This is a genomic window from Bacterioplanoides sp. SCSIO 12839 (assembly GCF_024397975.1).
Classification (GTDB): Bacteria; Pseudomonadota; Gammaproteobacteria; order Pseudomonadales; family Oceanobacteraceae; genus Bacterioplanoides.
Genome location: NZ_CP073745.1, coordinates 2,526,546 through 2,552,029, shown reverse-complemented (window position 1 = coordinate 2,552,029; position 25,484 = coordinate 2,526,546). Strand labels below are relative to the sequence as shown.

General features: G+C 47.5%; 24 protein-coding genes. 14 read left to right on the top strand and 10 right to left on the bottom strand.

Annotated features, from left to right (window positions below; translation table 11 throughout):
- The first annotated feature begins 183 nt into the window (after nt 1-183).
- The 4 genes from cysM to mazG all read left to right on the top strand — a co-directional run bounded on the left by cysM (nt 184) and on the right by mazG (nt 5,737).
- Nucleotides 184-1,122 (top strand): cysteine synthase CysM, encoded by a 939-nt coding sequence (gene cysM / locus KFF03_RS11720; RefSeq protein WP_255857107.1) that lies wholly within the window; start codon nt 184-186, stop codon nt 1,120-1,122.
- Nucleotides 1,123-1,198: 76 nt separating this feature from the next.
- Nucleotides 1,199-2,638, top strand: coding sequence for an rRNA adenine N-6-methyltransferase family protein (locus tag KFF03_RS11715; RefSeq protein ID WP_255857106.1), 1,440 nt, complete (start codon nt 1,199-1,201; stop codon nt 2,636-2,638).
- A gap of 4 nt (nt 2,639-2,642) precedes the next feature.
- A complete protein-coding gene (gene relA / locus KFF03_RS11710) occupies nt 2,643-4,904 on the top strand; it encodes a GTP diphosphokinase (RefSeq protein ID WP_255857105.1) in 2,262 nt (753 codons plus the stop codon).
- Nucleotides 4,901-5,737, top strand: coding sequence for a nucleoside triphosphate pyrophosphohydrolase (gene mazG, locus KFF03_RS11705; protein ID WP_255857104.1), 837 nt, complete (start codon nt 4,901-4,903; stop codon nt 5,735-5,737). Before relA ends, mazG begins: the two co-directional genes overlap by 4 nt.
- A 17-nt stretch (nt 5,738-5,754) precedes the next feature.
- Here mazG and KFF03_RS11700 read toward each other — a convergent pair whose 3' ends face one another.
- Nucleotides 5,755-6,087, bottom strand: coding sequence for a type 1 pili tip component (locus KFF03_RS11700; protein WP_255857103.1), 333 nt, complete (start codon nt 6,085-6,087; stop codon nt 5,755-5,757).
- A gap of 133 nt (nt 6,088-6,220) precedes the next feature.
- On the opposite strand from KFF03_RS11700, the gene KFF03_RS11695 reads away from it, so the two are divergent.
- A complete protein-coding gene (locus KFF03_RS11695; protein WP_255857102.1) occupies nt 6,221-6,472 on the top strand; it encodes a cysteine-rich CWC family protein in 252 nt (83 codons plus the stop codon).
- Here KFF03_RS11695 and KFF03_RS11690 read toward each other — a convergent pair.
- Together KFF03_RS11690 and KFF03_RS11685 are read right to left on the bottom strand one after the other, a co-directional pair.
- Nucleotides 6,448-7,257, bottom strand: coding sequence for a transporter substrate-binding domain-containing protein (locus KFF03_RS11690; protein WP_255857101.1), 810 nt, complete (start codon nt 7,255-7,257; stop codon nt 6,448-6,450). The genes KFF03_RS11695 and KFF03_RS11690 overlap by 25 nt on opposite strands.
- Before the next feature lie 88 nt (nt 7,258-7,345).
- The gene (locus tag KFF03_RS11685) at nt 7,346-8,239 is read right to left on the bottom strand and encodes a LysR family transcriptional regulator (RefSeq protein ID WP_255857100.1); all 894 of its coding nucleotides are present in this window, start codon (nt 8,237-8,239) and stop codon (nt 7,346-7,348) included.
- 112 nt (nt 8,240-8,351) lie between these two features.
- Here KFF03_RS11685 and KFF03_RS11680 point away from each other — a divergent pair, with 112 nt between their 5' ends.
- From KFF03_RS11680 to KFF03_RS11670, 3 genes are all read left to right on the top strand, one after another.
- Nucleotides 8,352-9,125 (top strand): ferredoxin--NADP reductase, encoded by a 774-nt coding sequence (locus KFF03_RS11680; protein ID WP_255857099.1) that lies wholly within the window; start codon nt 8,352-8,354, stop codon nt 9,123-9,125.
- Between the two features lie 78 nt (nt 9,126-9,203).
- On the top strand, nt 9,204-9,686 hold the full coding sequence (locus tag KFF03_RS11675) for a hypothetical protein (protein ID WP_255857098.1): 483 nt from the start codon (nt 9,204-9,206) through the stop codon (nt 9,684-9,686).
- Nucleotides 9,687-9,769: 83 nt separating this feature from the next.
- Entirely contained in the window at nt 9,770-10,768 is a 999-nt protein-coding gene (locus KFF03_RS11670; RefSeq protein WP_255857097.1) for a phospholipase A, read from the top strand.
- 88 nt (nt 10,769-10,856) lie between these two features.
- On the opposite strand, the gene KFF03_RS11665 is transcribed toward KFF03_RS11670, so the two are convergent.
- The 3 genes from KFF03_RS11665 to KFF03_RS11655 all read right to left on the bottom strand — a co-directional run bounded on the left by KFF03_RS11665 (nt 10,857) and on the right by KFF03_RS11655 (nt 14,056).
- Nucleotides 10,857-12,632 (bottom strand): sodium:solute symporter family protein, encoded by a 1,776-nt coding sequence (locus tag KFF03_RS11665; RefSeq protein ID WP_255857096.1) that lies wholly within the window; start codon nt 12,630-12,632, stop codon nt 10,857-10,859.
- Between the two features lie 15 nt (nt 12,633-12,647).
- Nucleotides 12,648-12,911 carry a DUF4212 domain-containing protein gene (locus KFF03_RS11660; RefSeq protein ID WP_255857095.1) on the bottom strand — a complete coding sequence of 88 codons (264 nt, stop codon included), beginning with the start codon at nt 12,909-12,911 and terminating at the stop codon, nt 12,648-12,650.
- 281 nt (nt 12,912-13,192) lie between these two features.
- Nucleotides 13,193-14,056, bottom strand: a complete 864-nt coding sequence (locus tag KFF03_RS11655) for a bile acid:sodium symporter family protein (protein WP_255857094.1) — start codon at nt 14,054-14,056, stop codon at nt 13,193-13,195.
- 376 nt (nt 14,057-14,432) lie between these two features.
- Between KFF03_RS11655 and KFF03_RS11650 the strand changes: the two genes are divergently transcribed.
- The 5 genes from KFF03_RS11650 (at nt 14,433) to KFF03_RS11630 (ending at nt 21,409) form a co-directional block, all read left to right on the top strand.
- A complete protein-coding gene (locus KFF03_RS11650; RefSeq protein ID WP_255857093.1) occupies nt 14,433-17,069 on the top strand; it encodes a TonB-dependent receptor in 2,637 nt (878 codons plus the stop codon).
- 222 nt (nt 17,070-17,291) lie between these two features.
- On the top strand, nt 17,292-18,521 hold the full coding sequence (locus tag KFF03_RS11645; protein ID WP_255857092.1) for an FAD-binding oxidoreductase: 1,230 nt from the start codon (nt 17,292-17,294) through the stop codon (nt 18,519-18,521).
- 21 nt (nt 18,522-18,542) lie between these two features.
- Nucleotides 18,543-19,913, top strand: a complete 1,371-nt coding sequence (locus KFF03_RS11640) for a DUF5690 family protein (protein ID WP_255857091.1) — start codon at nt 18,543-18,545, stop codon at nt 19,911-19,913.
- A 75-nt stretch (nt 19,914-19,988) separates the two neighbouring features.
- On the top strand, nt 19,989-20,693 hold the full coding sequence (locus KFF03_RS11635; RefSeq protein WP_255857090.1) for a UTRA domain-containing protein: 705 nt from the start codon (nt 19,989-19,991) through the stop codon (nt 20,691-20,693).
- 143 nt (nt 20,694-20,836) lie between these two features.
- The gene (locus KFF03_RS11630; RefSeq protein WP_255857089.1) at nt 20,837-21,409 is read left to right on the top strand and encodes a YceI family protein; all 573 of its coding nucleotides are present in this window, start codon (nt 20,837-20,839) and stop codon (nt 21,407-21,409) included.
- Nucleotides 21,410-21,480: 71 nt separating this feature from the next.
- Here the strand turns inward: KFF03_RS11630 and KFF03_RS11625 are convergent, their stop codons facing one another.
- The 4 genes from KFF03_RS11625 to KFF03_RS11610 all read right to left on the bottom strand — a co-directional run bounded on the left by KFF03_RS11625 (nt 21,481) and on the right by KFF03_RS11610 (nt 23,871).
- On the bottom strand, nt 21,481-21,825 hold the full coding sequence (locus KFF03_RS11625) for a hypothetical protein (protein WP_255857088.1): 345 nt from the start codon (nt 21,823-21,825) through the stop codon (nt 21,481-21,483).
- A 101-nt stretch (nt 21,826-21,926) separates the two neighbouring features.
- Nucleotides 21,927-22,259 carry a tautomerase family protein gene (locus KFF03_RS11620; RefSeq protein WP_255857087.1) on the bottom strand — a complete coding sequence of 111 codons (333 nt, stop codon included), beginning with the start codon at nt 22,257-22,259 and terminating at the stop codon, nt 21,927-21,929.
- A gap of 140 nt (nt 22,260-22,399) precedes the next feature.
- A complete protein-coding gene (locus tag KFF03_RS11615) occupies nt 22,400-23,269 on the bottom strand; it encodes a hypothetical protein (RefSeq protein WP_255857086.1) in 870 nt (289 codons plus the stop codon).
- A gap of 59 nt (nt 23,270-23,328) precedes the next feature.
- Entirely contained in the window at nt 23,329-23,871 is a 543-nt protein-coding gene (locus tag KFF03_RS11610) for a hypothetical protein (protein WP_255857085.1), read from the bottom strand.
- Nucleotides 23,872-24,369: 498 nt separating this feature from the next.
- Between KFF03_RS11610 and phnW the strand changes: the two genes are divergently transcribed.
- The gene (gene phnW, locus KFF03_RS11605) at nt 24,370-25,473 is read left to right on the top strand and encodes a 2-aminoethylphosphonate--pyruvate transaminase (protein ID WP_255857084.1); all 1,104 of its coding nucleotides are present in this window, start codon (nt 24,370-24,372) and stop codon (nt 25,471-25,473) included.
- Nucleotides 25,474-25,484 lie beyond the last annotated feature (11 nt).

Genomic DNA, 25,484 nt, shown 5'->3' with positions numbered 1-25,484 from the left:
TTGGGAATTCCCTGTTTGGCGATGGTGAAAAGAAATCAGCAAGACCGATAGGGTAAAGGATGTGAAGTACGAGTGTCATCCAGAAACTGTATAAAGAAATGCCGTTTGGTTATTACCTTTCAATGAAACAAAGCAGTAAACTGCCTGTCTTTAGTTATAAGACAATAACAGTGAGAGTTTTGCGTGAGTGCTTCAACCGTCGTCTACCCCACCATTGCTGATTGTGTTGGCAACACCCCGTTGGTTCGGCTGCAGCGAATTGCGCCAGCAGGCAACAACAATACGGTGTTACTGAAACTGGAAGGGAATAACCCAGCGGGTTCGGTGAAAGATCGCCCGGCGTTATCCATGATTCAGCAGGCCCAGCAGCGGGGTGATATCCAGCCTGGTGATACTCTGATTGAAGCGACCAGCGGTAATACCGGTATTGCTCTGGCGATGGCGGCAGCGATTATGGGCTACCGCATGATTCTGATCATGCCGGACAATGCCACCATGGAACGCCGTTGGGCCATGGAAGCTTACGGTGCAGAGCTGATTCTGGTGTCTAAAGAAGAAGGCATGGAAGGCGCTCGGGATCTGGCGCTGGCGATGCAGAACGACGGAAAAGGGATTGTGCTGAATCAGTTTGGCAATATGGATAACCCTCAGGCGCATTATGTCGGCACTGGCCCTGAGATCTGGCAACAAACCCAGGGAGAAATAACCCACTTTGTCAGCTCAATGGGGACTACGGGCACGATTATGGGGACTTCCCGTTACCTGAAAGAACAAAACGCGGATATTGAGATTGTGGGTCTGCAACCCGCCGATGGTGCTGCCATTCCCGGCATTCGTCGCTGGCCGGAAGAATACCTGCCCACAATTTTTGATCGTCAGCGGGTGGATCGGGTGATGGATATTGGTCAGCAAGAAGCGGAAGACACCATGCGCCGTTTGGCGCGTGAAGAAGGCATATTCTGTGGTGTGTCCTCGGGCGGTTCTGTCGCTGGCGCTCTGCGATTGGCTGAATCGGTTGAGAATGCCACGATTGTGGCCATCATCTGTGATCGTGGTGATCGTTATTTATCATCGGGTGTTTTTGCTCCCTCATCTTTTGACACACAAACATCAGATAACTGATCTGTTTCCTTGAAAATGCCGTAATAACCCCCATTATTGCGGCAAATCCGTTAGTTACATCAGTTCAGGAGTCCGGGTGTCACATCCACGCCAACGCAGATCAGGCAAAAGCTCTGGTCGTTCAGGTCATCGCCATCCAGGTCATCGTCAGGCTCCGGCTGCAAGACCAGACATGGTTGAGCAACAGCTGACGCTGGAAATTGACAGTCTTAACTCAGAAGGGCAAGGCGTGGCTCGTCGAGGCCGTGATGTGTACTTTGTGCCGGGTGCTTTGGCAGGCGAAACCGTTGACGTGCAATTGGATGGCCGTCGCAAAAAAATCTGGTACACGCGGTTGCGCAATGTCGTTGAGGCCTCCCCTGATCGCACTGATTCTGGTTGTGCTCATTATCATCGCTGTGGCGGCTGTGACATGCAGCACCTGAGTTATGACGCTCAGGTCAAGGCCAAACAAGCGCGGGTAGAGCGTGAATTTCAGCGTCAGCACATTGATGTTGAGCAGTGGGCTGAGCCCATTACCGCAGATCCCTGGCACTATCGCCGCAAAGCCCGTCTTGGTGTCCGTTTCAGTAAAGCCGATGAGCGTAACTTTATTGGTTTCCGGGAAGCGGCTTCCAGTCATATTTCCGATATTGATCACTGTCCGGTGTTGGTTGATCACCCGGTGCTGAACTGGCAAGCATGGCGAGATTGTATTGGTGCGTTGTCGGGCCGGGATCGCATCAGTCAGATTGAAGTGGTTGCTGCTGATAATGCATTGGCGTTGGTGTTACGTGAACTGAAACCGCTCAGCGGCGATGACCGTCAGAAGCTGTGTGACTTTATCGAAACCTTCTCAGGCCAGGGAAAGCCATTACAGTTATGGCTGAAAGGAGATCGTGGCTATGACTGTTTGTATCCACCATCAGCACCGGAGACATTGTTTCATCGGGTACAGAACCTGGAATTAACGATGGTGCTGGATGACTTCATTCAGGTCAATGCCGAGGTGAATGGCCGTATGGTGGACCAGGCATTAGCCTGGCTACAGCCCCAGAGTGATGAAACCATTTGGGATTTATTTGCTGGTCACGGTAATTTCAGCATGCCCCTGGCGAAATGCAGCCAACATGTAACAGCCGTTGAAGTGCAGGACTCAATGGTCAGCAGCCTGAAACGCCAGTCGGAAAAACTGGCCTTGCCTTTGCTAGGCACAAAAGCGGATTTATCGCAGCCGGAATGTCTTGTGGGATTGCCGCAACCGGATGCGGTGTTGTTAGATCCGCCACGGGCTGGTGCTGCCGAGGTTTGTGCCGAACTGATTCGACGTCCGGTGCCCAGAGTGGTGTATGTCTCGTGTGATGTGGCAACGCTGGCACGTGACCTGGCACAGTTGACGGCTGCCGGTTATCGCATTGTTAAGGCAGGTATTATGGATATGTTTCCTCAGACGCATCATGTTGAAACCATGGTGTTACTGCGCTACCCATCTGACTCAGTCAAGATGCGCAATAAAAAGAAGATAAGCGAGAGTTAAAAGCATGGTTAAGGTCAGAGACGACCACCCGTTGCTCCATGATGGTTCACTGGATGTGGATCGTTGGATGGAGTGCACCCAGCAATCCCAGGATGTGAATGACCCTGAGACCCTACGTCGGGCGCTGCTGGCGGCTAAAGAATTATCCGATGAAGCCATCGCCAACCGAACTTATTGGTCCATCGACAGTGTGCAGATGGGCATTGAAATGGCTCAGATTCTGTTGGATCTGAGGCTGGATACCGACTCCATTGTTGCCGCGGTGTTGTATCGTGCGGTGCGTGAAGGACGCATGCCGCTGACCCGGGTAGCGAAAGATTTTGGTGAGCCGGTCGCTAAGTTAATCGAAGGCGTGCTGCGCATGGCCGCTATCAGTGCTATCCAGAACGATGCATCCAAAGATGAAACCGTGCTGGGCCAGCGCGAAGCGCAGGTCGAAAACATGCGCAAAATGCTGGTAGCGATGATTGATGATGTGCGTGTCGCGCTGATCAAACTGGCAGAGCGGACGTCGGCGATTCGTGCGGTGAAAGATGCACCGGATGACAAACGCCGTAAAGTCGCTGACGAAGTGTTTAATATTTATGCCCCGCTGGCCCATCGCCTGGGTATTGGTCATCTGAAGTGGGAGCTGGAAGACCTTTCATTCCGTTATCTTCAGCCAGAGTCCTACAAAAAAATTGCCCGCTTGCTGGATGAAAAACGCCTGACGCGTCAGAGCTACATTGAAAATGTGGTGCAACGCATGCGTGATGAGTTATTACTCGCTGGCATTAAATGTGATGTCTATGGCCGTGCCAAACACATCTACAGCATCTGGCGTAAAATGAGTCGTAAAAACCTCGATTTCTCTCAGATTTACGACATTCGAGCGGTCAGGATTCTGGTGCCAGAAATCAAAGACTGTTATGCCACCTTGGGCATTATTCACTCGTTATGGCGTCACATCCCTCACGAATTTGATGACTACATCGCAAATCCGAAAGAGAACGGCTATCGCTCGCTGCATACCGCTGTGATTGGCCCAGAAGGTAAAATCCTTGAGGTTCAGATTCGTACTCACCAGATGCATGAAGACGCTGAATTAGGTGTTTGTGCCCACTGGTTATACAAAGGCACCGACCTGAACGCCAAAGACCAGGGTTATGAGCAGAAAATCGCCTGGTTACGTCAGGTACTGGAGTGGCATGAAGAACTGGGGGATTTACCAGAGTTAATCGGTGAACTGCGTACTGATATCAGCCCGGACCGGATTTATATCTTTACGCCGGATGGCCATGTGGTTGATCTGCCACCGAAAGCAACGCCGATCGACTTCGCCTATCGGGTGCATACCGAAGTGGGTAATAAATGCCGGGGTGCAAAGGTCAATGGTCGCATTGTTCCGCTGACGTACCTGTTGCAAACGGGTGAGCAGGTGGAAATTCTGACCAACCCAAATGCGCACCCCAGCCGTGATTGGCTGTATCCAGAAGCTGGCTATATTCATTCCAGCCGGGCGCGAGCCAAAGTCGCTCATTGGTTTAAGCTGCAGGCTAAAGATCAGAATATTGATGAAGGCCGTCAGTTAGTGTTACGCGAACTGGATCGTCTGGATCTGGCGGATCAGCCGTTGCATGACATCGCCGAAAAAATGAACGTGAAATCCGTTGACGATATGTTCGCCGCGGTGGGGGCCGGTGACTTGCGCACCGGGCAAATAGTGCATGCGGTGTTGCAACAGGCGGATAACAATTCCCAGCGAATGGATCAGCAAGAGCTGCCGCTGTTGCGTAAACCGGAAAGCAGTGACAAACAAGCCAGCGCTGACGATATCTTTATCGAAGGGGTTGGCAATCTGATGACCAATCTGGCGAATTGTTGTCAGCCGGTTCCGGGAGATGATATCCGGGGTTATGTCACCCTTGGCCGTGGTGTGAACGTGCACCGCAGTGACTGCGAAAACCTGATGCACCTGGAGATTACTGAGCCTCAACGGGTGTTGCAGGTTACCTGGGGCTCGCGTCCAACTCAGAATTATCCGGTTGATATGACCATTCAGGCGTATGACCGTACCGGCTTATTGCGTGATGTCAGTAGCTTGCTGGCCAATGAAAAGGTCAATGTGCTGGCGGTCAACACACGCACCAATACCGGCGAAAACACAGCTGCAATGCAGCTGACGGTGGAAGTGGAAAGCCTGGAAGGCTTGTCACGTCTGATGAATAAAATTGTTCAGTTACCGAACGTGATTTCGGCTCGCCGGGTTCGGGGAGGGCACGAATGACGTTTGACTTACAGGACCTGCTGTATTGTATGCAGCGCCTGCGCAATCCACAAACCGGTTGCCCATGGGATTTACGACAAGACTTCGCGGATATTCTGCCTCATACACTGGAAGAGGCGTATGAAGTGGCGGACGCTATTGAGCGTCAGGACTGGCCACATTTGGAGGAAGAGCTCGGTGACCTGTTATTCCAGGTTATTTTTTATGGCCAGATTGCCAGCGAGCGTGAATTATTTTCGGTTAACTCCGTCATCGACAAACTGGTGGCTAAACTGGTTCGTCGTCATCCCCATGTCTTTCCGGGCGGTGAACTCAGTGCCGAACGGGATGCCAGCATTAAACCTGAAGAAGCGCAGGTGAATGCCAACTGGGATGCGATTAAAGCCGAAGAGCGGCGTCTGAAAGCTGGACAAGGCCGCCCGGAAGCGATCGAAACCGGCTTGCTGGCTGATGTGCCTGTTACCTTGCCCGCCTTAACCCGAGGAGTAAAACTGCAAAAGAAAGCCGCTAAAGTGGGTTTTGATTGGCCGGATATGTCGGGTGTTGTGGCAAAAATTCATGAAGAGCTGGCCGAAGTGGAAGCAGAAATTGCTTCTGGTGACCAAACTGCACTGGAATCTGAGATTGGTGACTTATTGTTTGCCGTGACCAATTTAGCGCGTCATAGCGGTATTGACCCAGAAGTTGCCTTGCGTGGTACCAATCAGAGGTTTACCTCTCGCTTTAAGGCGGTAGAGCAACAGGTTGAGCAGCAGGGCGGTTGGCAACAAGCGACTCCGGAAAGTATGGAAGCCGCCTGGCAAGTTGCTAAGCGTCAGGAAAAAAACGCCTAGTGTTATTTATAGGTGCCCTAGTGCTTATCTTTTTGCATGGCATTCAGATGTTTTCGGGTTAAGGCCAAAAACTGTGGCGTTAATCCGACATCTTCATAAATCGGATACCCTTCTTCGTCCTGAGCGACAATTTTATCTCCGGCTTTATAAGGAAAGTCACTGGCGAGTTCATTCAACGCAGCGCTGATTAAATCGCGTAAAATATGCTCGCGGGTTGATGATGGAAACATATCGCATAATGCTTCAATTCTGGCAGCATCTTTGACTTTTAACGGAATGCCATAATCATTATCCGTCAGTTCATCACCAAAATTCTTTTCCCAATGTTTTAATAATTCGCTGGATTTCATGATATTTTCCTTAGAACCTGAATGCAGGCTTATCTGTGCTGAGTTCTTTCAGCATAGGTGCTAATGAAAACAGTGAAAGCCGATTCAACAATTGGTTACACTTTGAAAAGGTTGAGAAACAGGTTGCCCCGTTATGATGGAGCTTTTTCATAAACTGGCTGGTACACGTTCGAATATTGCCCCGGATGGATGCCCGTTGTGTGGTCAAAAAAATCAATGCAGCATGACCTTACCGGGTTACCAGAATCCAAAAGATTGCTGGTGTATGAACCTTGATGAGCGTATTCCAGAAGAATTACTGGAGCAGGTTCCTGAACGTTATCGTGGTAAAAACTGTATTTGCCAGGCGTGTTTGCAACGTTATTGGTCTGATGAAACCCCATAACGCTGTTGCAGTTGTTGATAAGCAGGCTGAGCCTGTACGTTTTTAATCAGGCTATCCAGCTGCTGTTGTGACATCAGTGATGGCCGCATCAGAATACTTTGGGTGTATTGCTGGTCATACTGATCAGAGATCAGAAATTTTGCTGTAAATTTCGGCTGTTGTTTTTGTAACTGCACCCAATGCGTTTCATTGATAATGGCAATATCCCCGTTTTCTTGTTCCAGTAATTCCAACATATTACTTTCATCCCAGGTCAGCGTGATCTGAAAATTCCGTCGTAAAAATGCTTCGTCCGAATTAAAACCGGCAAAGCCATAGTGGTATCCCAATACGCCAACGATGTGGTGTTGGCTCAGATCGTTAAAAAACCGTTGGTCACGATCTGCTTGTGCCAGGGCAATATAACGTTCGCCACTTTGCTGGTAAGGAATGCTGCTGAGAATATCGATATCCGACCAGCCCCATAACAAGCTTTCGTAAAAAAAAGCATCCACCTGATGCATTTTATAAAACTCGTAACGGCGTTTGGGGGATACCGGCGTAGGAATAAAAACAAACTCTGTTTGCGTGTCATTCAGGATGCTGATGAGCTCTGACACCATGCCTTGTGCATTCCCCTGATCATCAAATTCAGTGAAAGGCGTATAGGGATAAAGGCCAACACGAATGGCAATCGGAGAAGTTGTATTCTGCTGCGCCGATATTTCAATAAAACCGGTAAAGATAAACAGGATAAGAGCAGCGATGTACTGCTTAACCGTGGAGGAGCGATTGAAGGTTGTCATAATTTATCCCTGCTGCGACCAACCATATTTTTTACACGGGTATTCTAGCAATCCTTTAGGTTCAGGGTATGTTCTGAGGCGACAAAAGTTATTGACTATTCTGACAGAGAGACAACCAGGCGGTCAGTCCGGCACTGCGATACTTCTGTTTATGAATAATCAGATACAAGGTACGTGAAAAATCCCGCTTGGGTAACTGAATATGAACCAGGCTGCCACGCTGAAAGGCATCTTCCAGTGTGATCAGCGACAAACAACCAATGCCTAACTGAGCCTGAACCGCGCGCTTGATAGCTTCGGTGTGTTGCAATTCCAACTCAATGGTTAATCTTGGTAATAAGCCGTGCATTGCCCGGTCAAAGGCTTGGCGGGTGCCTGAGCCGGGTTCGCGTAAAATCCATTGAGCTGCGCACAGGTCATTGTCAGTAATGGGCTGTTGTGATGCTTGTTTCATTGCCAGTGGGTGTTGTGGGTGGCAAAACACCGCCAGTTCATCTTCCCGCCAGGGGATGACTTCAAGATCCGGATGATTCAGTTCGCCCTCAATTAAACCAATATCCAGCTGGTAATTAAGCACTTGCTGGGCGATATGAGCGGTATTGTCGACTTCCAGTTGGACCCGTGAGCCAGGGTGCTGTTCCATATATTCAGCCATCAGGCCAACGGCCAGATAATTACCAATAGAAAGAGTGGCACCGACGGTCAGTGGACCAGCCTCAGCGTGCTGCATCAATGACTGTTCAAACTCTTTGGCTTGTGCCAGCAACGACTCAGCTTTGCTGCGTATCTGCCGCCCTTGTTCATTCAGTTTCAGGCGCTTGCCAATGCGATCGAATAACTGGATATCAAACTGGGACTCAAAATCTTTCAGTGAGCTGCTGGCAGCACTTTGAGACATGGACAATTCATCCGCTGCTCGTGTCAGATTCTCATGGTGAGCAATGGCCAGAAACACTTCCAGCTGGCGCAGACTATAACGCATGGGTTATCCTAATTCGGTAAAATCAATAACGGTATTAAGAATAACTTGTTTTACCGAAATTGCGACCCCGGATACTCTGGATCTATTCAATGATTACTGACCGGAGCTTGCCATGAGCAACCTGATTCGCGAAACCGTTACCAGTGTGCACCACTGGAATGACACCTTGTTCAGCTTTACCACGACCCGCAATCAGGGGCTGCGTTTTAAGAACGGCCACTTCACCATGATTGGTCTTGAAGTTGAAGATAAGCCGTTGTTGCGGGCGTACAGTATTGCCAGTGCCAACTATGAAGAAGAGATGGAGTTTTTTTCGATTAAAGTGCAGGACGGCCCGCTGACCTCACAACTGCAAAAACTGGCCGTAGGTGATGAAATCCTGGTGGGAACCAAACCGGTGGGTACCTTAATTACCGACAGTTTATTACCGGGTAAAAACCTGTATTTGTTATCAACCGGTACCGGTCTGGCTCCCTTCATGAGCATCATTAAAGACCTGGATGTTTATGAGCAGTACGACAACGTAGTGCTGACTCATGGTGTACGTTATGTGTCTGAACTGGCGTATCAGGATCGCATCGAAAACGAATTACCGAATAATGAATATTTTGGCGACGTAGTACGTGAAAAGCTGATTTATTACCCCACCGTTACCCGTGAGCAGTACCGTAATACCGGCCGCCTGACGGATTTGATTCGCACCGGTAAACTGACGGCAGATATCGGTCTGGCAGATCTCGATCCAGAGCATGACCGTTTTATGTTATGTGGCAGCCCGGCGATGTTGGATGAGCTGACGACCATGCTGGATGAGCTTGGCTTTAAAGAAGCCAGAGCAGGTAAGGCAGGCCATTACGTCATCGAACGTGCTTTTGTCGAGAAATAAACACGGTTGTCCTTGCATCACCCCCAGGCTTATTAGGTTCAAAAAACTGGCATCAAACCTGCTCTAACAGAGCAATAATTGAAAATAGCCATTTTTTTGTCGGAGTATGTTATGCCGGGGTATGGGAAAGTCAGCGCCGTATTACGCAGCCTGAACGGTGCCGGAGAAATTACCAAAGAAATCCGTGATGCCAATTTTATGCTCGAACGCTTAGAGATGAAAAAGCATCTGACGGATTTATCCGGTTATGTCTCCGTCGCCAAAATGGAATTAACGTTGCTGCAGGAAAGCATTGATGAAAAAGACAAAGAGCTGACCCGGCTTGCGGAAGCGTTAGCGTATAAAGGCAATGTTAAACGTCGTGGTGATGGTTATTATCGCACGCTGGATAACCGCCCATATGGCCAACCCTATTGTTCTTATTGCTGGGAGCAGGATCAGCGACTGATCCATTTACACAACCGGGTTCTCAGCAATGACATTCGTATTTGCCCGCATTGCAAAAATGAATATCAGAACGCTCGTACACCCTATATTGAAGCCGATATTCTCGCCGTATAATTTTAAAAAAAGATCATTCCGGCTGGCAGATTGTTGCTGGCCTCTCTATTATTCCGCCGTCTAACACAATAAAGGGAATGATCATGCGCTTTTTATTATTGTGCAGCAGCTTATTGCTGGCACATATCTCCTTATCGGAAGAGCTGGACGTTGACCCCCGCTTTGAAGATTCTGAACTGAAAAAAACCACTCGTGAAATTGAATTGGTTGATCCGGAAGAAATACCGGCGGATATCCGTGAAAATTTACCGAGCCTGGTGGAAAAATTTCAGACTGAGCGGGCAGCAGCCAATAACCGCTTTGTTTTATTGCCTCACCGTCCGAACTATGTGATGCCACTGACGTATCAGACCAAGCCCAGTGATGAAGAATGGGACCGGTTGCTGGAAGGTCTCAGTGATGGTGAATTTGATGGCAGCAATACAGAGTTCGACCATGTTGAAGCCGTGTTTCAGATCAGTGTGAAATATATTCTGGCTGAAGGTTTGTTAGGCAAATACAGCTCGCTGGAATTTGGTTACACCAACCGCTCATTCTGGCAGGCTTACAACAAAGATATTTCAGCTCCTTTCCGGGAAACCAACCACGAGCCCGAGCTGATGTTGAATTGGCAGCCAAAACATTTGTCCTGGCTGGATCTGGTTGGAATCTCACTGAATCATCAGTCGAATGGCCAGACGGCAACCTTGTCGCGTAGCTGGAACCGGGTGATTGGTTATGCCACCAATATTACTGAACATGGTTTATGGCATTATCGTGTTTGGTGGCGTATTCCGGAAACCGATGACGCTGATCCATTTGACCCGCGTGACAACGATAACCCGGATATTGATGATTACATGGGGCCGGGCGAAATTGCTTATACCCACGTTATGGGGAATCACCATCTGACCACAACGGCACGTAATAATTTTAACTTTGATGAAAATCGTGGTGCATTACAGCTGGAGTGGAGCTTCCCGGTGTCAAAACGTTTACGCGGTTATGTGCATTATTTTAACGGCTACGGTGAAAGCCTGATTGATTACAACCGTTATCAGGAACGCTTTGGTTTAGGTATTCAGTTATCCGACTGGTTATAAACTGATTATTGCTGACAATAAAAAAGGCCCGCTTCAATTGAAGCGGGCCTTTTTTGTGCTTTCGCAGTTTGGATATTAAGGGGTTACCTTAGTGATCCTGAGCTGCACCAGCACCTTTTGGTACACGAATGTCTTCGATCATGTGGCGAACATCTTCTGGCACTGGAGCCGTCATGTTCGAAACAATGAAGGCCGTGGCGAAGTTCAGCAGAGCGCCAACCGCACCAAAGGCTTCCGGAGCAATACCCAGGAACCAGTTGTCCGGAGTATTTGGCAGCATGTTCGTGCCTGCTACGAAGAACCAGCCTTTGTAGGTAAAGATGTATACCAGAGTCGCCGTCAGACCAACCAGCATACCGCTTACTGCACCGGTGTTGTTCACCTTAGTGCTGAAGATACCCATCATCAGTACTGGGAAGATCGAGGAAGCCGCTAAGCCGAATGCCAATGCCACTACTTGAGCCGCGAAGCCCGGTGGATTGAGTCCGAGCCAGCCTGCAACCAGGATTGCACCCGCCATGGCGATACGTGCAGCCATCAGTTCCTGCTTCTCGTTGATCTGCGGCATAAAGGTGCTCTTCAGCAGGTCATGTGAGATCGCAGAAGAGATTGCTAACAGTAAGCCTGCGGCTGTCGACAGTGCGGCTGCGAGACCACCGGCGGCAACCAGGGCAATAACCCAGTTTGGCAGATTCGCAATTTCAGGGTTCGCCAGAACCATGATGTCGCGGTCTACTTTCACCATTTCGTTGCCTTTCCAGCCAAACTCTTCAGCTTTGGCAGCAAACTCAGGGTTCTTATCATCGTAGTACTGGATACGACCGTCGCCATTCTTGTCTTCAAATTTCAGCAGACCAGTAGTCTCCCAGTTTTTGAACCAATCAGGACGTTCAGCGTACACCAGGTTACCTTCTTCAGAACCCACAGGACCTGTCTGAATGGTGTTGGTCAGGTTCAGACGAGCCATGGAACCAACCGCAGGTGCAGTGGTGTACAGGATCGCGATGAACAGCAGTGCCCAACCTGCAGAGGTACGTGCATCCGATACTTTTGGTACGGTGAAGAAACGAATAATCACGTGTGGCAGACCTGCCATACCCATCATCAGAGACAGTGTGTACATCAGCATGTTGAAAGTGCCGCCTTTTTGCGCGGTGTATTCAGCAAAGCCTAAGTCAACCAGAGTTTGGTCCAGTTTCAGCAGCAGTGGTGTGCCGTCAGCGGTATCACTCAGTAAGCCCAGTTGTGGCAGTGGGTTGCCCGTCAGGTTCAGTGAGATAAATACTGCAGGAACGGTGTAAGCAAAAATCAGAACACAGTATTGAGCGATCTGAGTATAAGTAACACCTTTCATACCACCCAGAACCGCGTAGAAGAATACGATCCCCATACCTGAATACAGGCCGGTAGCGTAATCAACGTCGAGGAAGCGGGAGAATGCCACACCGATACCTTTCATCTGACCAATAACGTACGTCAGAGAGGCAACGATCAGACAGACTACCGCAACGATACGAGCCGTTTTGGAGTAATAACGATCACCAATAAAGTCAGGCACTGTGAACTTGCCGAACTTACGCAGGTAAGGCGCCAGACACAGAGCCAGCAGTACATAACCACCGGTCCAGCCCATCAGGAAGATAGAAGCGTCGTAGCCTTTAAATGCAATCAGACCGGCCATGCCGATGAAAGAAGCGGCAGACATCCAGTCCGCACCAGTCGCCATACCGTTAGCGATTGGGTGAACACCGCCGCCAGCAGCGTAGAATTCACCTGTCGTTCCGGCACGCGCCCAAATCGCGATGCCCATATAGAGTGCGAAAGTCGCACCCACTACTAAATAGGTTAACGTTGTCAGATCCATAAGTAGCTCCTCGTATTAGTCGTCTACGCCAAACTCGCGATCGAGCTCACGCATTTTTTTGGCGTAAAAGAACACAATGAACAGGAACACATAAATGGAACCCTGCTGTGCGAACCAGAAACCTAAACCAACGCCACCGACCGGAATTGCGTCGAGTACGTCACGAAGCAGAATACCGAAGCCGTAAGACACCACTGCCCATAAGACAAGTAGTTTCATCATTAAGCTGATATTTCTGCGCCAATAGGCTTGTTTATCGTCGTCTGACTTAAAAGCCATAACCCCCTCCTAGTTTTTATTAGATGCACTTCCAACCTAGGGGAGATGGCACAGCTTAAGAAGATAGACCTTGGTAGTAACGATTTTTCAGTGTTACCTGTATTTTAAAAAATTAATATAAAACAAGGGCTTAGGTGTTTTCTTGGGTGTTACTTTATGACACAGGAAGACCTTGGTATTAGCCAGGCTGGTCGATACCAAAGAGAATTTTTTAAGATAGGAAAACAAAAGGAGTATTCAGACCAGCTGTATTAGGCTGGCCTGAATTAAATGACGGGAATCTAGTCCTGCCACTTGCGGTAGACAAAGATAAATGGGATTACCACCAGGTACATCGTAATGGAATACAGTGCCGCAGGCAGCGCTAACTCAGTAATGCCCAGCTCTGAGCCACTGATGGCTGCGGCCAGTGTAATCGCCATCGGAGAGTTCTGGATACCGGTTTCGATGGAAATGGTTTTGCTTTCTTTGCGGGTCAGCTTCAGCAATACACCAATCACCAAACCAATCATCAGCATCACAAACGGCAGTAGCATCATGGAAGTGCCCATTTCAACAAAATTCTCGACCAGAATATTCCAGGATTTGGCGATTGCCAGGAAAACGATAATGACCCACAACGCAATGGCGGTGCGCTCTAATGGCGTTTCAATCTTTTTAACCAGGGCTGGTTTGTGATGGCGGATAAATACGCCCAGCATCACCGGTGTTGTTGTGATTAAAAAGGTGATCACTGCCAATCGCAGGAAAGAAAAATCAGGTGCTTCAGCGCCCATGAAATATTCGATGGAAATGGCCGTCAGGGGAGGAATGGTAATAAAAGATAAAATGCTGACCACCGCTGTTAAGGATACCGATAAAGCGACATCCGCGCGTGATAATTTAGAAATAATATTACTGGTAACACCACCCGGGCAGAAACTCAGCAACATTACTCCCGCGGCTAATACCGGTGCTAAGCCGAATAAATGTGCACTGCCAAAGGCCACCAGTGGCAGCAGGATTACCTGGCATGCTACCGCTACAAAAAATACAAAACGTCGTTCTGCAACCCGTTTGAAATCTGCCACTTCAAGGCCGATGCCCAACGAAAACATGATTGTAAACTGCACCATGAGCAGGGCAGTAAAAATGAGTGATTCCATTGTTTTTATTATCTCTTGGTTAGGTTTATATGCCATTCGAGTTGCAGCACGGAGTTTTGGCGGCATTCTGGCAACATCAAGGCTTATACTACTACAAAGGTCGTATCTCTTAGTCTAACAATACTGTTGCCTAATTCTATCTAATTTTGCTTTTCATGGGCTTTTTGTCAGTTCTTATTCATTAAAAGTGCTGGTAAATAGCTTGTAGGTTCCTTAGTGGATTGAACTATTTGCTTTCCTGTACGCCTTCGTCACATCGCCGTCACAATTAACTTTTAATCTCCTTTCTGTTTCTGGTCTATACCAGTATTTTATTGATTGAGTGTATGAGTAAGTCGATTTTTCGATATGACTTTTTCAAAATCTCGGGGGAATTATGAATAAGTTTGCAAAGCACATGTTATCGGTCGCAGTGGCCGGCGCATTTTCAGGGATCACATTGTCTGCACTGGCTGAGACCGATGCAGAACAGAACATCAATGACCAGAGCAGCGTTTTAAGCTCAGATGAAACGATTGAAGAAGTGGTTGCCGTTGGTGTGATTTTCGAAGGTCAGGCCAAAGCACTGGATACTCAGCGTAATTCTGATCGTATTCTTAACGTTATTTCTGCAGATGGTATTGGCAAACTGCCAGACCGTAATGCAGCAGAAGCGGTACAGCGTCTGCCGGGTGTATCGATTGAGCGCGACCAGGGGGAAGGCCGCTTTGTAGCCGTTCGTGGTTTACCGGCTCAGTGGAGCTCAGCCTCAATGAATGGTGACCGTATTCCAACGGCAGAAGAAGAAACCACTTCTCGTGCCACGGCATTCGATTTTTTCCCAACCGAAATGATCCAGAGTATTGAAGTCAGTAAAGCGCTGACACCGGATATGGAAGGTGACGCGATTGGCGGTAACGTTAACTTTATTACCCGTATGGCTCCGGAAGATACGTTGCTGGACGTGACGGTGGGCACCAATTACAGCGATAAAGCCGGCGAAGCTGGTTACAACCTGAATATCATGGCGGGTGATCGCAGTGAAGACGGTAAGTTTGGTTATATCATCAATGCCACGACCAACTTCCGTCACTGGGCAACGGATAACTTTGAGCCTCGCCGTAACGATGATGGCAGTATTTACCGCCTGGAACTGCGAGACTACACCGGTGAGCGCGATACCCGTGGTTTAAACGGTGCCGTTGAATATAACTTCGATAACGGCGACTCCATTTATGCCCGTACCTTGTATGGCACGCTGATCGATGACGAAACGCACTACAAACACCGCTACCGTTTCGACAAGCAGACACAAAACCCGGATGGCAGCATTGACGGTGGCCGTGTTGAACTGCAGCACATCCACAATATTCTGACCACGGAACTGACGGCCAATGAAATTGGTGGTGAGCACTTTGTTGGCACTGACAGCAAACTGGATTGGAAATTAGCGACCTACGATAATCACTTCTACTACGGCGATGTGCCAAACAGCAGTGATAACAGCTACTTTGTTGCGAAGTTCACACAAAAAGATGTGGTGTTCGACGGTCTTCAGTACGACGAAGATGGCGAAGGTCGCTCCAATAACTTTATTGATGGTGGCAGCAGTTCACCAACAAGACCATCGACTCATTTGCAGGATGGTTTCCAAATGGATCCGTCACAAATGAAACTGGCGGACATCGAGCTGTATAAAGTAGATGTGCGTGAAAAAGATAAAATTGTGGCACAGCTCGATTTTACGCACGACATGAGTTATGACCTGCAATTAAAAACCGGGATGAAATACCGTCAGAAAGAACGTATCGCGCGTTTCTCGGATGAGTTCTACACCTTAAAAGCGGGTGAAGCGGATGTACTGCTGTCTGATTTTAATCTCAGAAATCAGCCGGGTCGCAGCGACTTCCTGAACGATATTAATGCTAAGTACGATCAGGATTTCAGTCAGGTCGCCAGTATGTCGGATGTTGAAGACTTCTGGACCGATAACCGCGACAAGTTCGAACTGGATAACGGTGAATCGGCAACGGTTGAAAACGGTGGTGCTCTGAGTCGTAACTTCGATGTTGAAGAAACTCACATGGCCGCTTACGGCATGGCAACCTACCACCTGAATGATGAAACCAAAATGGTGGGTGGTCTGCGTATCGAACAAACCGACACTCAGGTTGACGGTTATTTAAGTGTGGATGGTGTCACGACACCGCGTAAAGAAAACAAAAAATACACCTCTGTATTGCCGTCTTTGCATGTGACTCATGCATTGGCTGAAGAACAGAATCTGCGTTTTGCCCTGACCCGCAGCTTTGCTCGTCCTGACTTCGGCGCGTTGACTCCGGGCGGCAGCTACAGTGAAGCCGATGGCACTCTGCAGAGTGGTAATCCGGATCTGGACCCAACCTATTCCGATAACCTGGATGTGATGTTTGAACAATACTTCGGTAACGTTGGCATCGTTTCTGCGGGCGCTTTCTATAAGCACATCACTGATCCGATTTTCCGTGAGCGTGGCACCGGTGAATTCCGTGGTCAGAGCGTCAAAACAGTACGTGAAGAAAACGGTGATACTGCCTGGTTGGGTGGTGTTGAGTTTGCTCTGAGCCGACGCCTGGACTTCCTGCTGGATGATTTATACAACTTCGGTGTGCAGGCAAACTACACCCGTATGCGTTCTGTGATGGAACTGCCTGATGGTCGTAAAGCTCCGATCACCCGTCAGGCTGATGAGTTGTACAATGCTTCGGTATTTTATGATGACAATAAATTCGCCGTTCGTTTAGCCGTTAACCACAAGGGTGATTACATTCTTGAACACGGTTCAAGCAGCGACTTTGACGAAATTTATGGCGGCAATACCAGTGTTGATTTCAGTGCATCTTATACCCACAGTGACGACCTGATGTTCTACTTTGATGCCAATAACATCACTAACGAACCTCTGAAATATTACCTGGGTAATAAAAACCGCCCAACTCAAACGGAATACTACGGTTACCGTATGAGTGCCGGTGTTAAATACAGCTTCTTCTGATCATTGCCTGGCGCCTTTTTAAAGGAGCCAGGGTAATTAATAACTCTCCAGATTGCCGTTGCAAAAGTGATTTTGCAGCGGCTTTTTTATGGTTTCAGGCAGTCATTTGATGTGATAACCCGATGAACATATTTGTCATCGGACTGTCATTTAATTTTGGTTTTATTGGACTAGACCAGATTAAAAATACAACATCGAACAGACAGCCGAAACAAGAATCAAATGAAACACGTCATTATTATTGGTGGTGGAATACTGGGTTTATCCTGCGCTTATTATTTGCAGCGCAGTGGTCAGGCTCAGGTGACTGTGCTGGAAGCCGGCGAGTTTGCAGCAGGAACCACATCGCAAGCAGCAGCATTGCTGACCCGTGCCCGTGCTGATCTCAACGCCAGCCATTTTGTTGCAGAAACACACGACATCATCAAACGCTTCGAGCGTGAACGCAATGAATCATTAATGCAGCGTAGCGGTTGCTGGCATCTGGTGGACGATGGGTGCGCGACAGATACCTTAAACCGCTATCAGGAAATTGCTCTGTCGCAGGGAACAACTGCTGGCTTTCACAATGATGAAAGCATCCAGGCACAATTTCCATGGCTGAATCTGAAAGCCAATGCAACGGCGCTGGAATATGACGACGACGGTTTTATTGATCCGTATTTATTGGCCGTTGTGTATATGCAACAAGCCAAAAACAGCGGTGCCCGGTTGTTAGCCAATACCCGTGTCACAGCATTGCAAGCAGAAAATGGAACAATATGCGCGGTTCGTAGTAATGACGAAACATTCAAATGTGATGATGTCATTCTCGCGGCGGGGCCATGGGGAAAATCGTTCGCCAGGCAATATGGGGTTTCGTTACCCATGGCGACGGTAAGAAGTCATTACTGGATTACCAACCCCCAGGATCAGATTACGCGTGATATGCCCATGCTGATTGATCAGGCAAACGGTTTTTATTTCCGCAGTGAAAATGGCGCTTTGTTGTTTGGTGTCAGAGACAGTCTGGGGTGTTACACCAATGCTGAGCAGCTGCCTGATGATATTCATGCACTGGGTTTTCCAGAAGACCCACAAGGCTGGGCTGCACTGGAAGAAAACTGGCAGGCATTAATCGAGCGTTGTCCTTTGTTAGAGCAGGCACAGTTGAGTCATTACATCGCCGGAGTGTCCAGTTATACCCCGGATGGTAAGCCTTTGTTAGGCAAACCTCAGGGCTGGAAAAACCTCAATGTGGTTGCCGGATGCTCGGGAGCGGGTATCGCCTGGAGTGGCGGAATCGGCAAAGCCATGGCTGCCAGCATCCTCGATGATACATCAACTGAGCGGCTGGATATCGCTCCTTATGGTCTGGGTCGTTTTGGCCAGGGGGCAGCGGCGCCGGATGTTTTCAGTGACGAGTTTCAACAGCAATGTGCCCTGGCACGTAGCCAGAAAAAAACAGGTTAAGTGCCTTAAGGGTAAAATGTTATGCATCAGAAAATTCAATCAAAAATTCATCACTGGTTAGAACGAGCACCCACTTTCTGGTTTGTGGTATTTGCCATCAGTGCCGCCTTTTTAACCTACTTTTCAATGTATGCCTTCCGTAAACCGTTTGTGGTCGGACACTATGAATACAGCGACTGGTTTGGCATTGATTTCAAAGTCATGCTGATTTTATCTCAGGTGATTGGTTACCTGTGCTCTAAGTTTATTGGCATTAAAGTCGTGTCGTCGATGCTGCATAACCGCCGTGCCATCGCGATTCTGGCACTGATTATGTTTGCTGAACTGGCTTTATTATTATTTGCGGTATTGCCATTGCAGTGGAAACCTCTGGCGATGTTCTTAAACGGGCTTCCTCTGGGGATGATCTGGGGACTGGTGTTCAGTTATCTGGAAGGGCGGCGTACCAGTGAACTGCTGGGCGCTGGCTTAAGTGCTTCGTTTGTCGTGGCCTCAGGTATGGTGCGCTCGGTGGGAAAATCACTGATTGTTTATCTGGATGTGCCCGAATTCTGGATGCCGGTTCTGACCGGCCTGATTTTCACGCCGTTACTGTTTATCTCGGTTTACGCATTATCGTTATTACCTGAGCCAAATGCTGCGGATGAAGCGGCACGTCAGAAACGCCAGCCAATGACCGCAGCCGACCGCTGGAACTTATTTTCAAAATACTGGTTTGGGTTATTGTCACTGATTCTGGCCTTTTTATTATTCACCGCATTACGCGACTTCCGTGATAATTTTTCGTCGGAAATCTGGATGGCCTTGGGCTATGGCAACACGCCCGAAATTTTTACTTATGCCGGCGTGCGTATTGCGGGCATGGTGCTGGTTGCATTGGCGCTGTTGATGTTTATTCGTGATAACTTCAAAGCGTTTACCGCAAACCATATTGCCATTATTTTGGGCTGTGTCATTCTCGGTGGATCGACCTGGGCCTATCAATACGCAGGATTAGATAGCAAAGTCTGGATGGTTTTATTAGGTAGCGGATTGTATTTATCTTACATACCGTTTAACTGCTTTTTATTTGATCGCTTTGTCGCGATTGCTGGTGGTGTGGCAAATGCCGGTTTCCTAATTTACCTGGCAGACAGTGCGGGCTATGTCGGTAGCGTCGGTCTGATGTTGGTGAAGAACTTCTATTCACCGGATCTCAGCTGGCTAACCTTTTTTATTAACGCTATTTACGTCACAGCCACTGTTGGCGGCAGCCTGACGTTTATTGCCTGGGTGTATTTTCGCTGGCGCTTTTTTATTGATGCCAAACGAGGAAATACTGCTTCAGCGGAGCCTCAGCAGGGCGGAAATGACGATGCCACCGCGTCACTGACCCCTTCTTTTAAATCATAGCGCCTTCTTTCAAATCATAGAGCAGAGTAGAATCCACCCAAGATGAATAATGCCAGGGCGTTTGGAAAACAAACCATGCAATCAGCCAGCTTAGAAATACGAGACCATTTATCCAGTCAGATACGCTCAGGTAAGTTGGGCATCAATGACCGCCTGCCATCTGAGCGCGAACTGGTCGAACAATTTAACAGCACCCGGATTACGGTTCGGGATGCGTTATCAAAGCTGGAATCGGAAGGACTTATTTATCGTTCAAACCGCCGGGGCTGGTTTGTCACGCCATCACGACTGGAATATGACCCATCATCGCGGGTTAATTTTTATATGTTGGCCGAGCAGCAAAACAAAGAACCCAACACTGAGCTGGTTAGTAAGCGGTGTATCAAAGGGCCAGCGAAAGCCCGAGAGGTTCTGCAGGTTAAGGATAATGAGAAGCTGGTTGAGCTGGTGCGGCTGCGTAGCCTGGACGACCGCCCGGTGTTATACGAAATTATTTATTTGTCTGCGGCTCGTTTCCCGGGCATTGAAAAAAAGGACCTGGAAGCCTCATTAACGACGCTGATGCAAGACGACTATAACGTAGCGATTACTTACGAAGATAACCGCATTCGCGTATCGGCTGTTTATGATCAGGTTGCTGAATCCTTGTCTCACATTAATGGTGCCCCGTGTCTTGGGGTAGAGCGGATTCGTTACGAAGGTGACAGGGTACCGGTAGAATATGACCAGGAATTCTGGGTGCACAGCGCGATTGAATTGCGCGCTTTTTGCATCAGCTGAAATGATTGATTAGTGGTTTTGTCGTAATTTAGCCCTGCCTGATAGCTTTCAGCGATCAGTACTATCAATAATCCTGATTAGAGCCTGGCCTGATGATCACCCACAATGGCCAGCCAATATTGATTGCTGAAGAGGAAATAACAATGAAAAAAGCCATAGGCGCCATGCTGCTGTTAGCGGCATCCTATCAATCATACGCACAGGGCGGTTATACGATTGATGAAGCGGTATCGACGGTTAACTTTGCGACCATTAAGAAACAATACGTTGTTGAACCGGCGTCTGTCAGCCAGGTTTCAGGTCAAGTCAGTGAATCCGGTGAGCTTAGCGCCAGTGTGCCACTGAATAAGATCAGTACGGGCGTTTCTATTCGTGATGATCGCCTAAACCAGCTGTTTTTTAACTCAGCAGCCTTTCCCACTATCGACGTTAAATCCAACATTCCGGCCGATTTGTTAAAAGCCGATTCAGTGGTTAAACAGATCACATTACCCGTCGCATTAACCATTATGGGTAATACCCAAACGGTGGATATGAACCTGAATGTGGTGAAATCGGGTGATATTGTTGCGGTTTCAAGTGCTCGCCCGGTGATTATCAGCGCCAGTGCATTTGGTATTCCGGCAGAGAACCTGACTCAGTTAGCCGCAACTGTGGGTGGTATCGACATTTCTGACACCGTACCGGTTAACATCTCTCTGGTGTTGAAAAAATAGTTAGTGTTTACTTCGGTTATCCATAAAAAAGGGAGCGATTGCTCCCTTTTTTATGTCAGTCTGACCCGGTTTTATACCAACCGAATCTGGATGTGTTGAATTTTCCCCTGATGAATCACGATATGCTCAATTCCTGAATACTCAACCTCATCCCCTGCGTTAGTTTTACCCTTAAAGTCAAAATCAAACCGAATGATGCCTGGTTTAATCTCGGCAACCTGAGTGATATGCCAGTGTAACGCTTGATAAGAGCCGTGATGCGCACGTTGCATCGACATAATTTCTGTAACTCCCAGAAACAGGTCATGTTTGCCAGAGTAAAAGGTAGAACTGTCGGTGAACATCGGAGTAATTTCATCAAAATTACTGTCGTTTGAAAGGTCAAAGTAGTGTTTTGCCAGTTGCAGAGGAGTCATTCAGGTATCGCTTTGATGGTTGATTTTACACCATGATAATAGCAGTAAGGTGAGGGTTTCGCTTAAGTAAAACTGGCTCAACTTGTTTGGAAACCCGGGTATCAGACATCGACCTTGTAATTTAATTTAGCCTCATCGCCGGTGATGCCCCGGAAGCCCCAGCAGTGAGCCGGTTGCTCTTTGATGGTGATTTCCAGATCAATAGGGGAGATGCTCAGTTGCTCTTCAAACTGCTTAAATAACGCACTAATCAGCGCTTTTTTTGTATTAACTTCCCGGCCTTCCATCATATTGATTTCCAATACGGTGTATTGGTCGGTTCGGTCTTCAGGGTAGTAATAGTCATCTTTGTTGAGCGGCACAAAGCGGTGAGCGCGTTTGCCTTCTGGCATGCCCAGTACATCCATCATACATTGATGAATGACGTCTGACATGTGGGCCTTAATCGGATTCAGCTGTTCTTAAATGCCGTAGATGATGATCATGGTTGTGCCTTGTTTTTGTGCTTTCCTGACTATTGATGTGTTGAGCGTTTTGTTATCTAAATATTCAGGGAGGGGGTAAGTTCGGGTATTCAGCAAGGAGTCAGGTTCGCAGCATGTCCGATTGCTTGTAAACATCCATTGATCACTTCTGTGGTAACCCTCGCTCTATTAAACAGAATGTCACAGAGAATTGCGAAGACGATACTGAGGTATCCGATGTAGGCGATACCGGTATAGTCGTTATAGATTATGGTGTATAACCAGTTTTGTTCGAATATATAGAAGTAAGAGCAAATCACTGTAGAGGTTAGCAGTAGGAAGCTGGGCAGAAAAAGATGCTTCATTGCTCTGGGCTGAACAAAAGAAGCGAGCAATAAAAGTAAAAATACAGCCGCATTGGTTCCCAGGAAAATACGAACGTCTCTGGTTAACTTGTGAACAATTTCCATGTATTTGATATGACTGAAGTTTATTAATGCAGACTTAGCTACTTCAAGAGATAGAAGTTTTGATTCCATCGATGACCTGATTGATTTTTCCCACTTATTTCGACAGTCACAGTCAAGGTTTCGGAGTCTTGAAATTTGTTCCGCTAATATGCCGGGAGCATCTGCTTTTAATCGCCTTTTAACCTTTTCAAGCTCTTTTTCGGTTTGGCTTCTAAGCTCTTTTACTTTTGTTCCGAAAAGTGATTCTAATTTTGTAGGTTCAGGTAAATTAAAAGAATCTATTTTCTCGTTAACCCCTTCTTTTAATTTCCAGCTGATGAACGACTGGCCTGCTCGTTCCACAAGGTATGGATCAGTGAACGTAAACAAGAATAGTGGCAGGAAAATCATGATTCCTGCTGCTCCAAGTGTTCTGAGCGACAATTTTTCCATTTTTTCTGTCATTTTATTCTTACTGGCTTCATGGAGGCTATCTAATTTGGCACCAATGATATCTGGAAAGCTATGCATTAGTAATTAGCTCTTTCGCATAACGTTTTAATTACGTACTCGTCGTGAGCATTGGCTTGTTATGGTTTTGATGTACACGTTTTATCTAAAGTTTTTAACACATATTTAAAGGCAAACTTACTTTCCCCAGCCTGTCTGCCATTGTTTGCACGCGTTCTAATTACTTTCTCATACTGACAATGCCATACATTAATTAGCGCACCTGCAGATTTTTCTGCCAACCACCTACTTTTAGAGTTTAAATTCTTTAAGATAATTGGTAATGCTCTATCCTTTATTTCTGGCTTCGCTTTATCTAAGTATAGGTAATAGTTGCCATTTCCTAGGTTAATGTATCTGGCACCAAATATGTCCGTGATGGATCCGGCTGTTATTGGATCTTTGAGTGCCAGATAAAATAAGTTTATATTATCATCAATTATTTTTGGATCTGACGATCCTGAGCCATTGTCAGTAAAATAACTAGAAAGACTAAACGCTGCTTTCCTTTTAATTTTATCATCGTTTGAACTGAGATTTTTGATGCTATGTTCCACATACAGTGGTACTGCAAAGACATTTTTAAAAAACACGATCAAAAATAAACCGAATATATATCGCATGACTTCCTTTCTTATTTAGCTATAACATCTTAATTGTGAGTATACGCATTTTCACAGATCGCACGAACTTAGAAAATTCCTATAGCCGATTGAATTTTCAATAAAAACTTCCATGAGACTGATCTTCTCATCCGTATAAGCGTGCATTATCCCTAGAACCAGCTGATCATGAGGCCCTTGGGATTGTCGAGGGTTACCATTGATATAACAAGATTTTTATTCTGCTACAGACTTTCACCACAGGCCAGTGCAAATAGGAAAAAGTGACTATTTGTTATGTTGGAGCAGACCTGAATATGTCCGGCCTGCCGATTGTGCTGGTTATGCATCCATAAAGTTGGCTGTCAGAAATTTCTGCCCTGATGTAACAAAAACTTCATCGAACCGTCATTGCCGTTCACTACGGCCTCGCTTATATTTGCGTCTAGTTAATCTGGTCTAGACCAAGGCTAAGCCTCAGGCGTCAGGACTGGTTGTCATACTTAAAGAGATTGAACCATGAGCAACCCATACTTGCTGTTAACACCGGGCCCACTGAGCACCAGTGATTCCGTTAAAGAGACCATGCTGCGCGACTGGTGCACCTGGGATGATGATTACAATCTGGGGGTGGTGCAGCCAATTCGCCAACAGTTGGTTGAGCTGGCACATTGCGCAGCCGATCAGTACACCAGTGTGTTGATGCAGGGCAGTGGTACGTTTGCGGTGGAGAGTGCGATTGGTACTTTGCTGCCCAAAGAAAATGGCAAGTTATTGGTATTAATCAATGGCGCTTACGGCCAGCGTATTGCTCAGATTGCCGAATACCTCAATATCGAAACCGCCACGTTAACGGCCTCTGAAAGCGAGTGGGTAAGCGCTGAAGCGTTGCGTACTAAGCTGGCTGAAGACTCGGCTATTACACACGTGGCTACGGTTCATTGCGAAACCACTTCCGGCATTCTGAACCCGGTTGAGCATTACGCTGAGGTAGTAAAAGCGGCGGGTAAAACGCTGATTGTGGATGCCATGAGTTCGTTTGGCGGTATCGACATCGATGTGGCAGGCCTGAATATCGATTGTTTAATCAGCAGCGCCAATAAGTGCATTCAGGGTGTGCCAGGTATGGGATTTGTGATCGTAAAAACCTCGGTGCTAGAGCAATGCCAGGGCAATGCACGTTCATTAAGCCTGGATCTTTATGATCAGTGGCAGGCGATGGAAAGCGGTAACGGAAAATGGCGTTTTACGTCGCCCACACACGTTGTGCGTGCCTTTCAGCAAGCAATGAAAGAACTGGATCAGGAAGGTGGTATTGGTAAGCGTGCCGAACGTTACAGCAATAACCATCAGACACTGGTTGCAGGCATGAAAAAGCTGGGCTTTGAATGTGTGGTGGAAGATGAAAAACAATCGCCATTTATTACCACGTTTAAGTACCCGCAATCCGACCGTTTTGATTTCAAACAATTATACGACCGCTTAAAAGAAGCCGGTTTTGTGATTTATCCCGGCAAGGTAACCGATACCCCATGCTTCCGCATTGGTCATATCGGTGAAGTGTATCCGGTGGATATGGAAACACTGATCAGCGCTATTGAAGCCAATATCTTCTGGCAATAACTGATCTGAAA

Bases quoted from the DNA above. Each gene is read 5' to 3' on its own strand.
- KFF03_RS11625 (WP_255857088.1), bottom strand. From the start codon at position 21,825: ATGACTCCTCTGCAACTGGCAAAACACTACTTTGACCTTTCAAACGAC.
- KFF03_RS11690 (WP_255857101.1), bottom strand. From the start codon at position 7,257: ATGACAACCTTCAATCGCTCCTCCACGGTTAAGCAGTACATCGCTGCT.
- KFF03_RS11655 (WP_255857094.1), bottom strand. From the start codon at position 14,056: ATGGAATCACTCATTTTTACTGCCCTGCTCATGGTGCAGTTTACAATC.
- KFF03_RS11680 (WP_255857099.1), top strand. From the start codon at position 8,352: ATGAGCAACCTGATTCGCGAAACCGTTACCAGTGTGCACCACTGGAAT.
- KFF03_RS11700 (WP_255857103.1), bottom strand. From the start codon at position 6,087: ATGAAATCCAGCGAATTATTAAAACATTGGGAAAAGAATTTTGGTGAT.
- KFF03_RS11650 (WP_255857093.1), top strand. From the start codon at position 14,433: ATGAATAAGTTTGCAAAGCACATGTTATCGGTCGCAGTGGCCGGCGCA.
- KFF03_RS11645 (WP_255857092.1), top strand. From the start codon at position 17,292: ATGAAACACGTCATTATTATTGGTGGTGGAATACTGGGTTTATCCTGC.
- mazG (WP_255857104.1), top strand. From the start codon at position 4,901: ATGACGTTTGACTTACAGGACCTGCTGTATTGTATGCAGCGCCTGCGC.
- KFF03_RS11670 (WP_255857097.1), top strand. From the start codon at position 9,770: ATGCGCTTTTTATTATTGTGCAGCAGCTTATTGCTGGCACATATCTCC.
- KFF03_RS11635 (WP_255857090.1), top strand. From the start codon at position 19,989: ATGCAATCAGCCAGCTTAGAAATACGAGACCATTTATCCAGTCAGATA.
- KFF03_RS11610 (WP_255857085.1), bottom strand. From the start codon at position 23,871: ATGCGATATATATTCGGTTTATTTTTGATCGTGTTTTTTAAAAATGTC.
- KFF03_RS11665 (WP_255857096.1), bottom strand. From the start codon at position 12,632: ATGGATCTGACAACGTTAACCTATTTAGTAGTGGGTGCGACTTTCGCA.
- KFF03_RS11640 (WP_255857091.1), top strand. From the start codon at position 18,543: ATGCATCAGAAAATTCAATCAAAAATTCATCACTGGTTAGAACGAGCA.
- KFF03_RS11620 (WP_255857087.1), bottom strand. From the start codon at position 22,259: ATGTCAGACGTCATTCATCAATGTATGATGGATGTACTGGGCATGCCA.
- KFF03_RS11630 (WP_255857089.1), top strand. From the start codon at position 20,837: ATGAAAAAAGCCATAGGCGCCATGCTGCTGTTAGCGGCATCCTATCAA.
- KFF03_RS11615 (WP_255857086.1), bottom strand. From the start codon at position 23,269: ATGCATAGCTTTCCAGATATCATTGGTGCCAAATTAGATAGCCTCCAT.
- KFF03_RS11685 (WP_255857100.1), bottom strand. From the start codon at position 8,239: ATGCGTTATAGTCTGCGCCAGCTGGAAGTGTTTCTGGCCATTGCTCAC.
- phnW (WP_255857084.1), top strand. From the start codon at position 24,370: ATGAGCAACCCATACTTGCTGTTAACACCGGGCCCACTGAGCACCAGT.
- KFF03_RS11660 (WP_255857095.1), bottom strand. From the start codon at position 12,911: ATGGCTTTTAAGTCAGACGACGATAAACAAGCCTATTGGCGCAGAAAT.
- relA (WP_255857105.1), top strand. From the start codon at position 2,643: ATGGTTAAGGTCAGAGACGACCACCCGTTGCTCCATGATGGTTCACTG.
- KFF03_RS11695 (WP_255857102.1), top strand. From the start codon at position 6,221: ATGATGGAGCTTTTTCATAAACTGGCTGGTACACGTTCGAATATTGCC.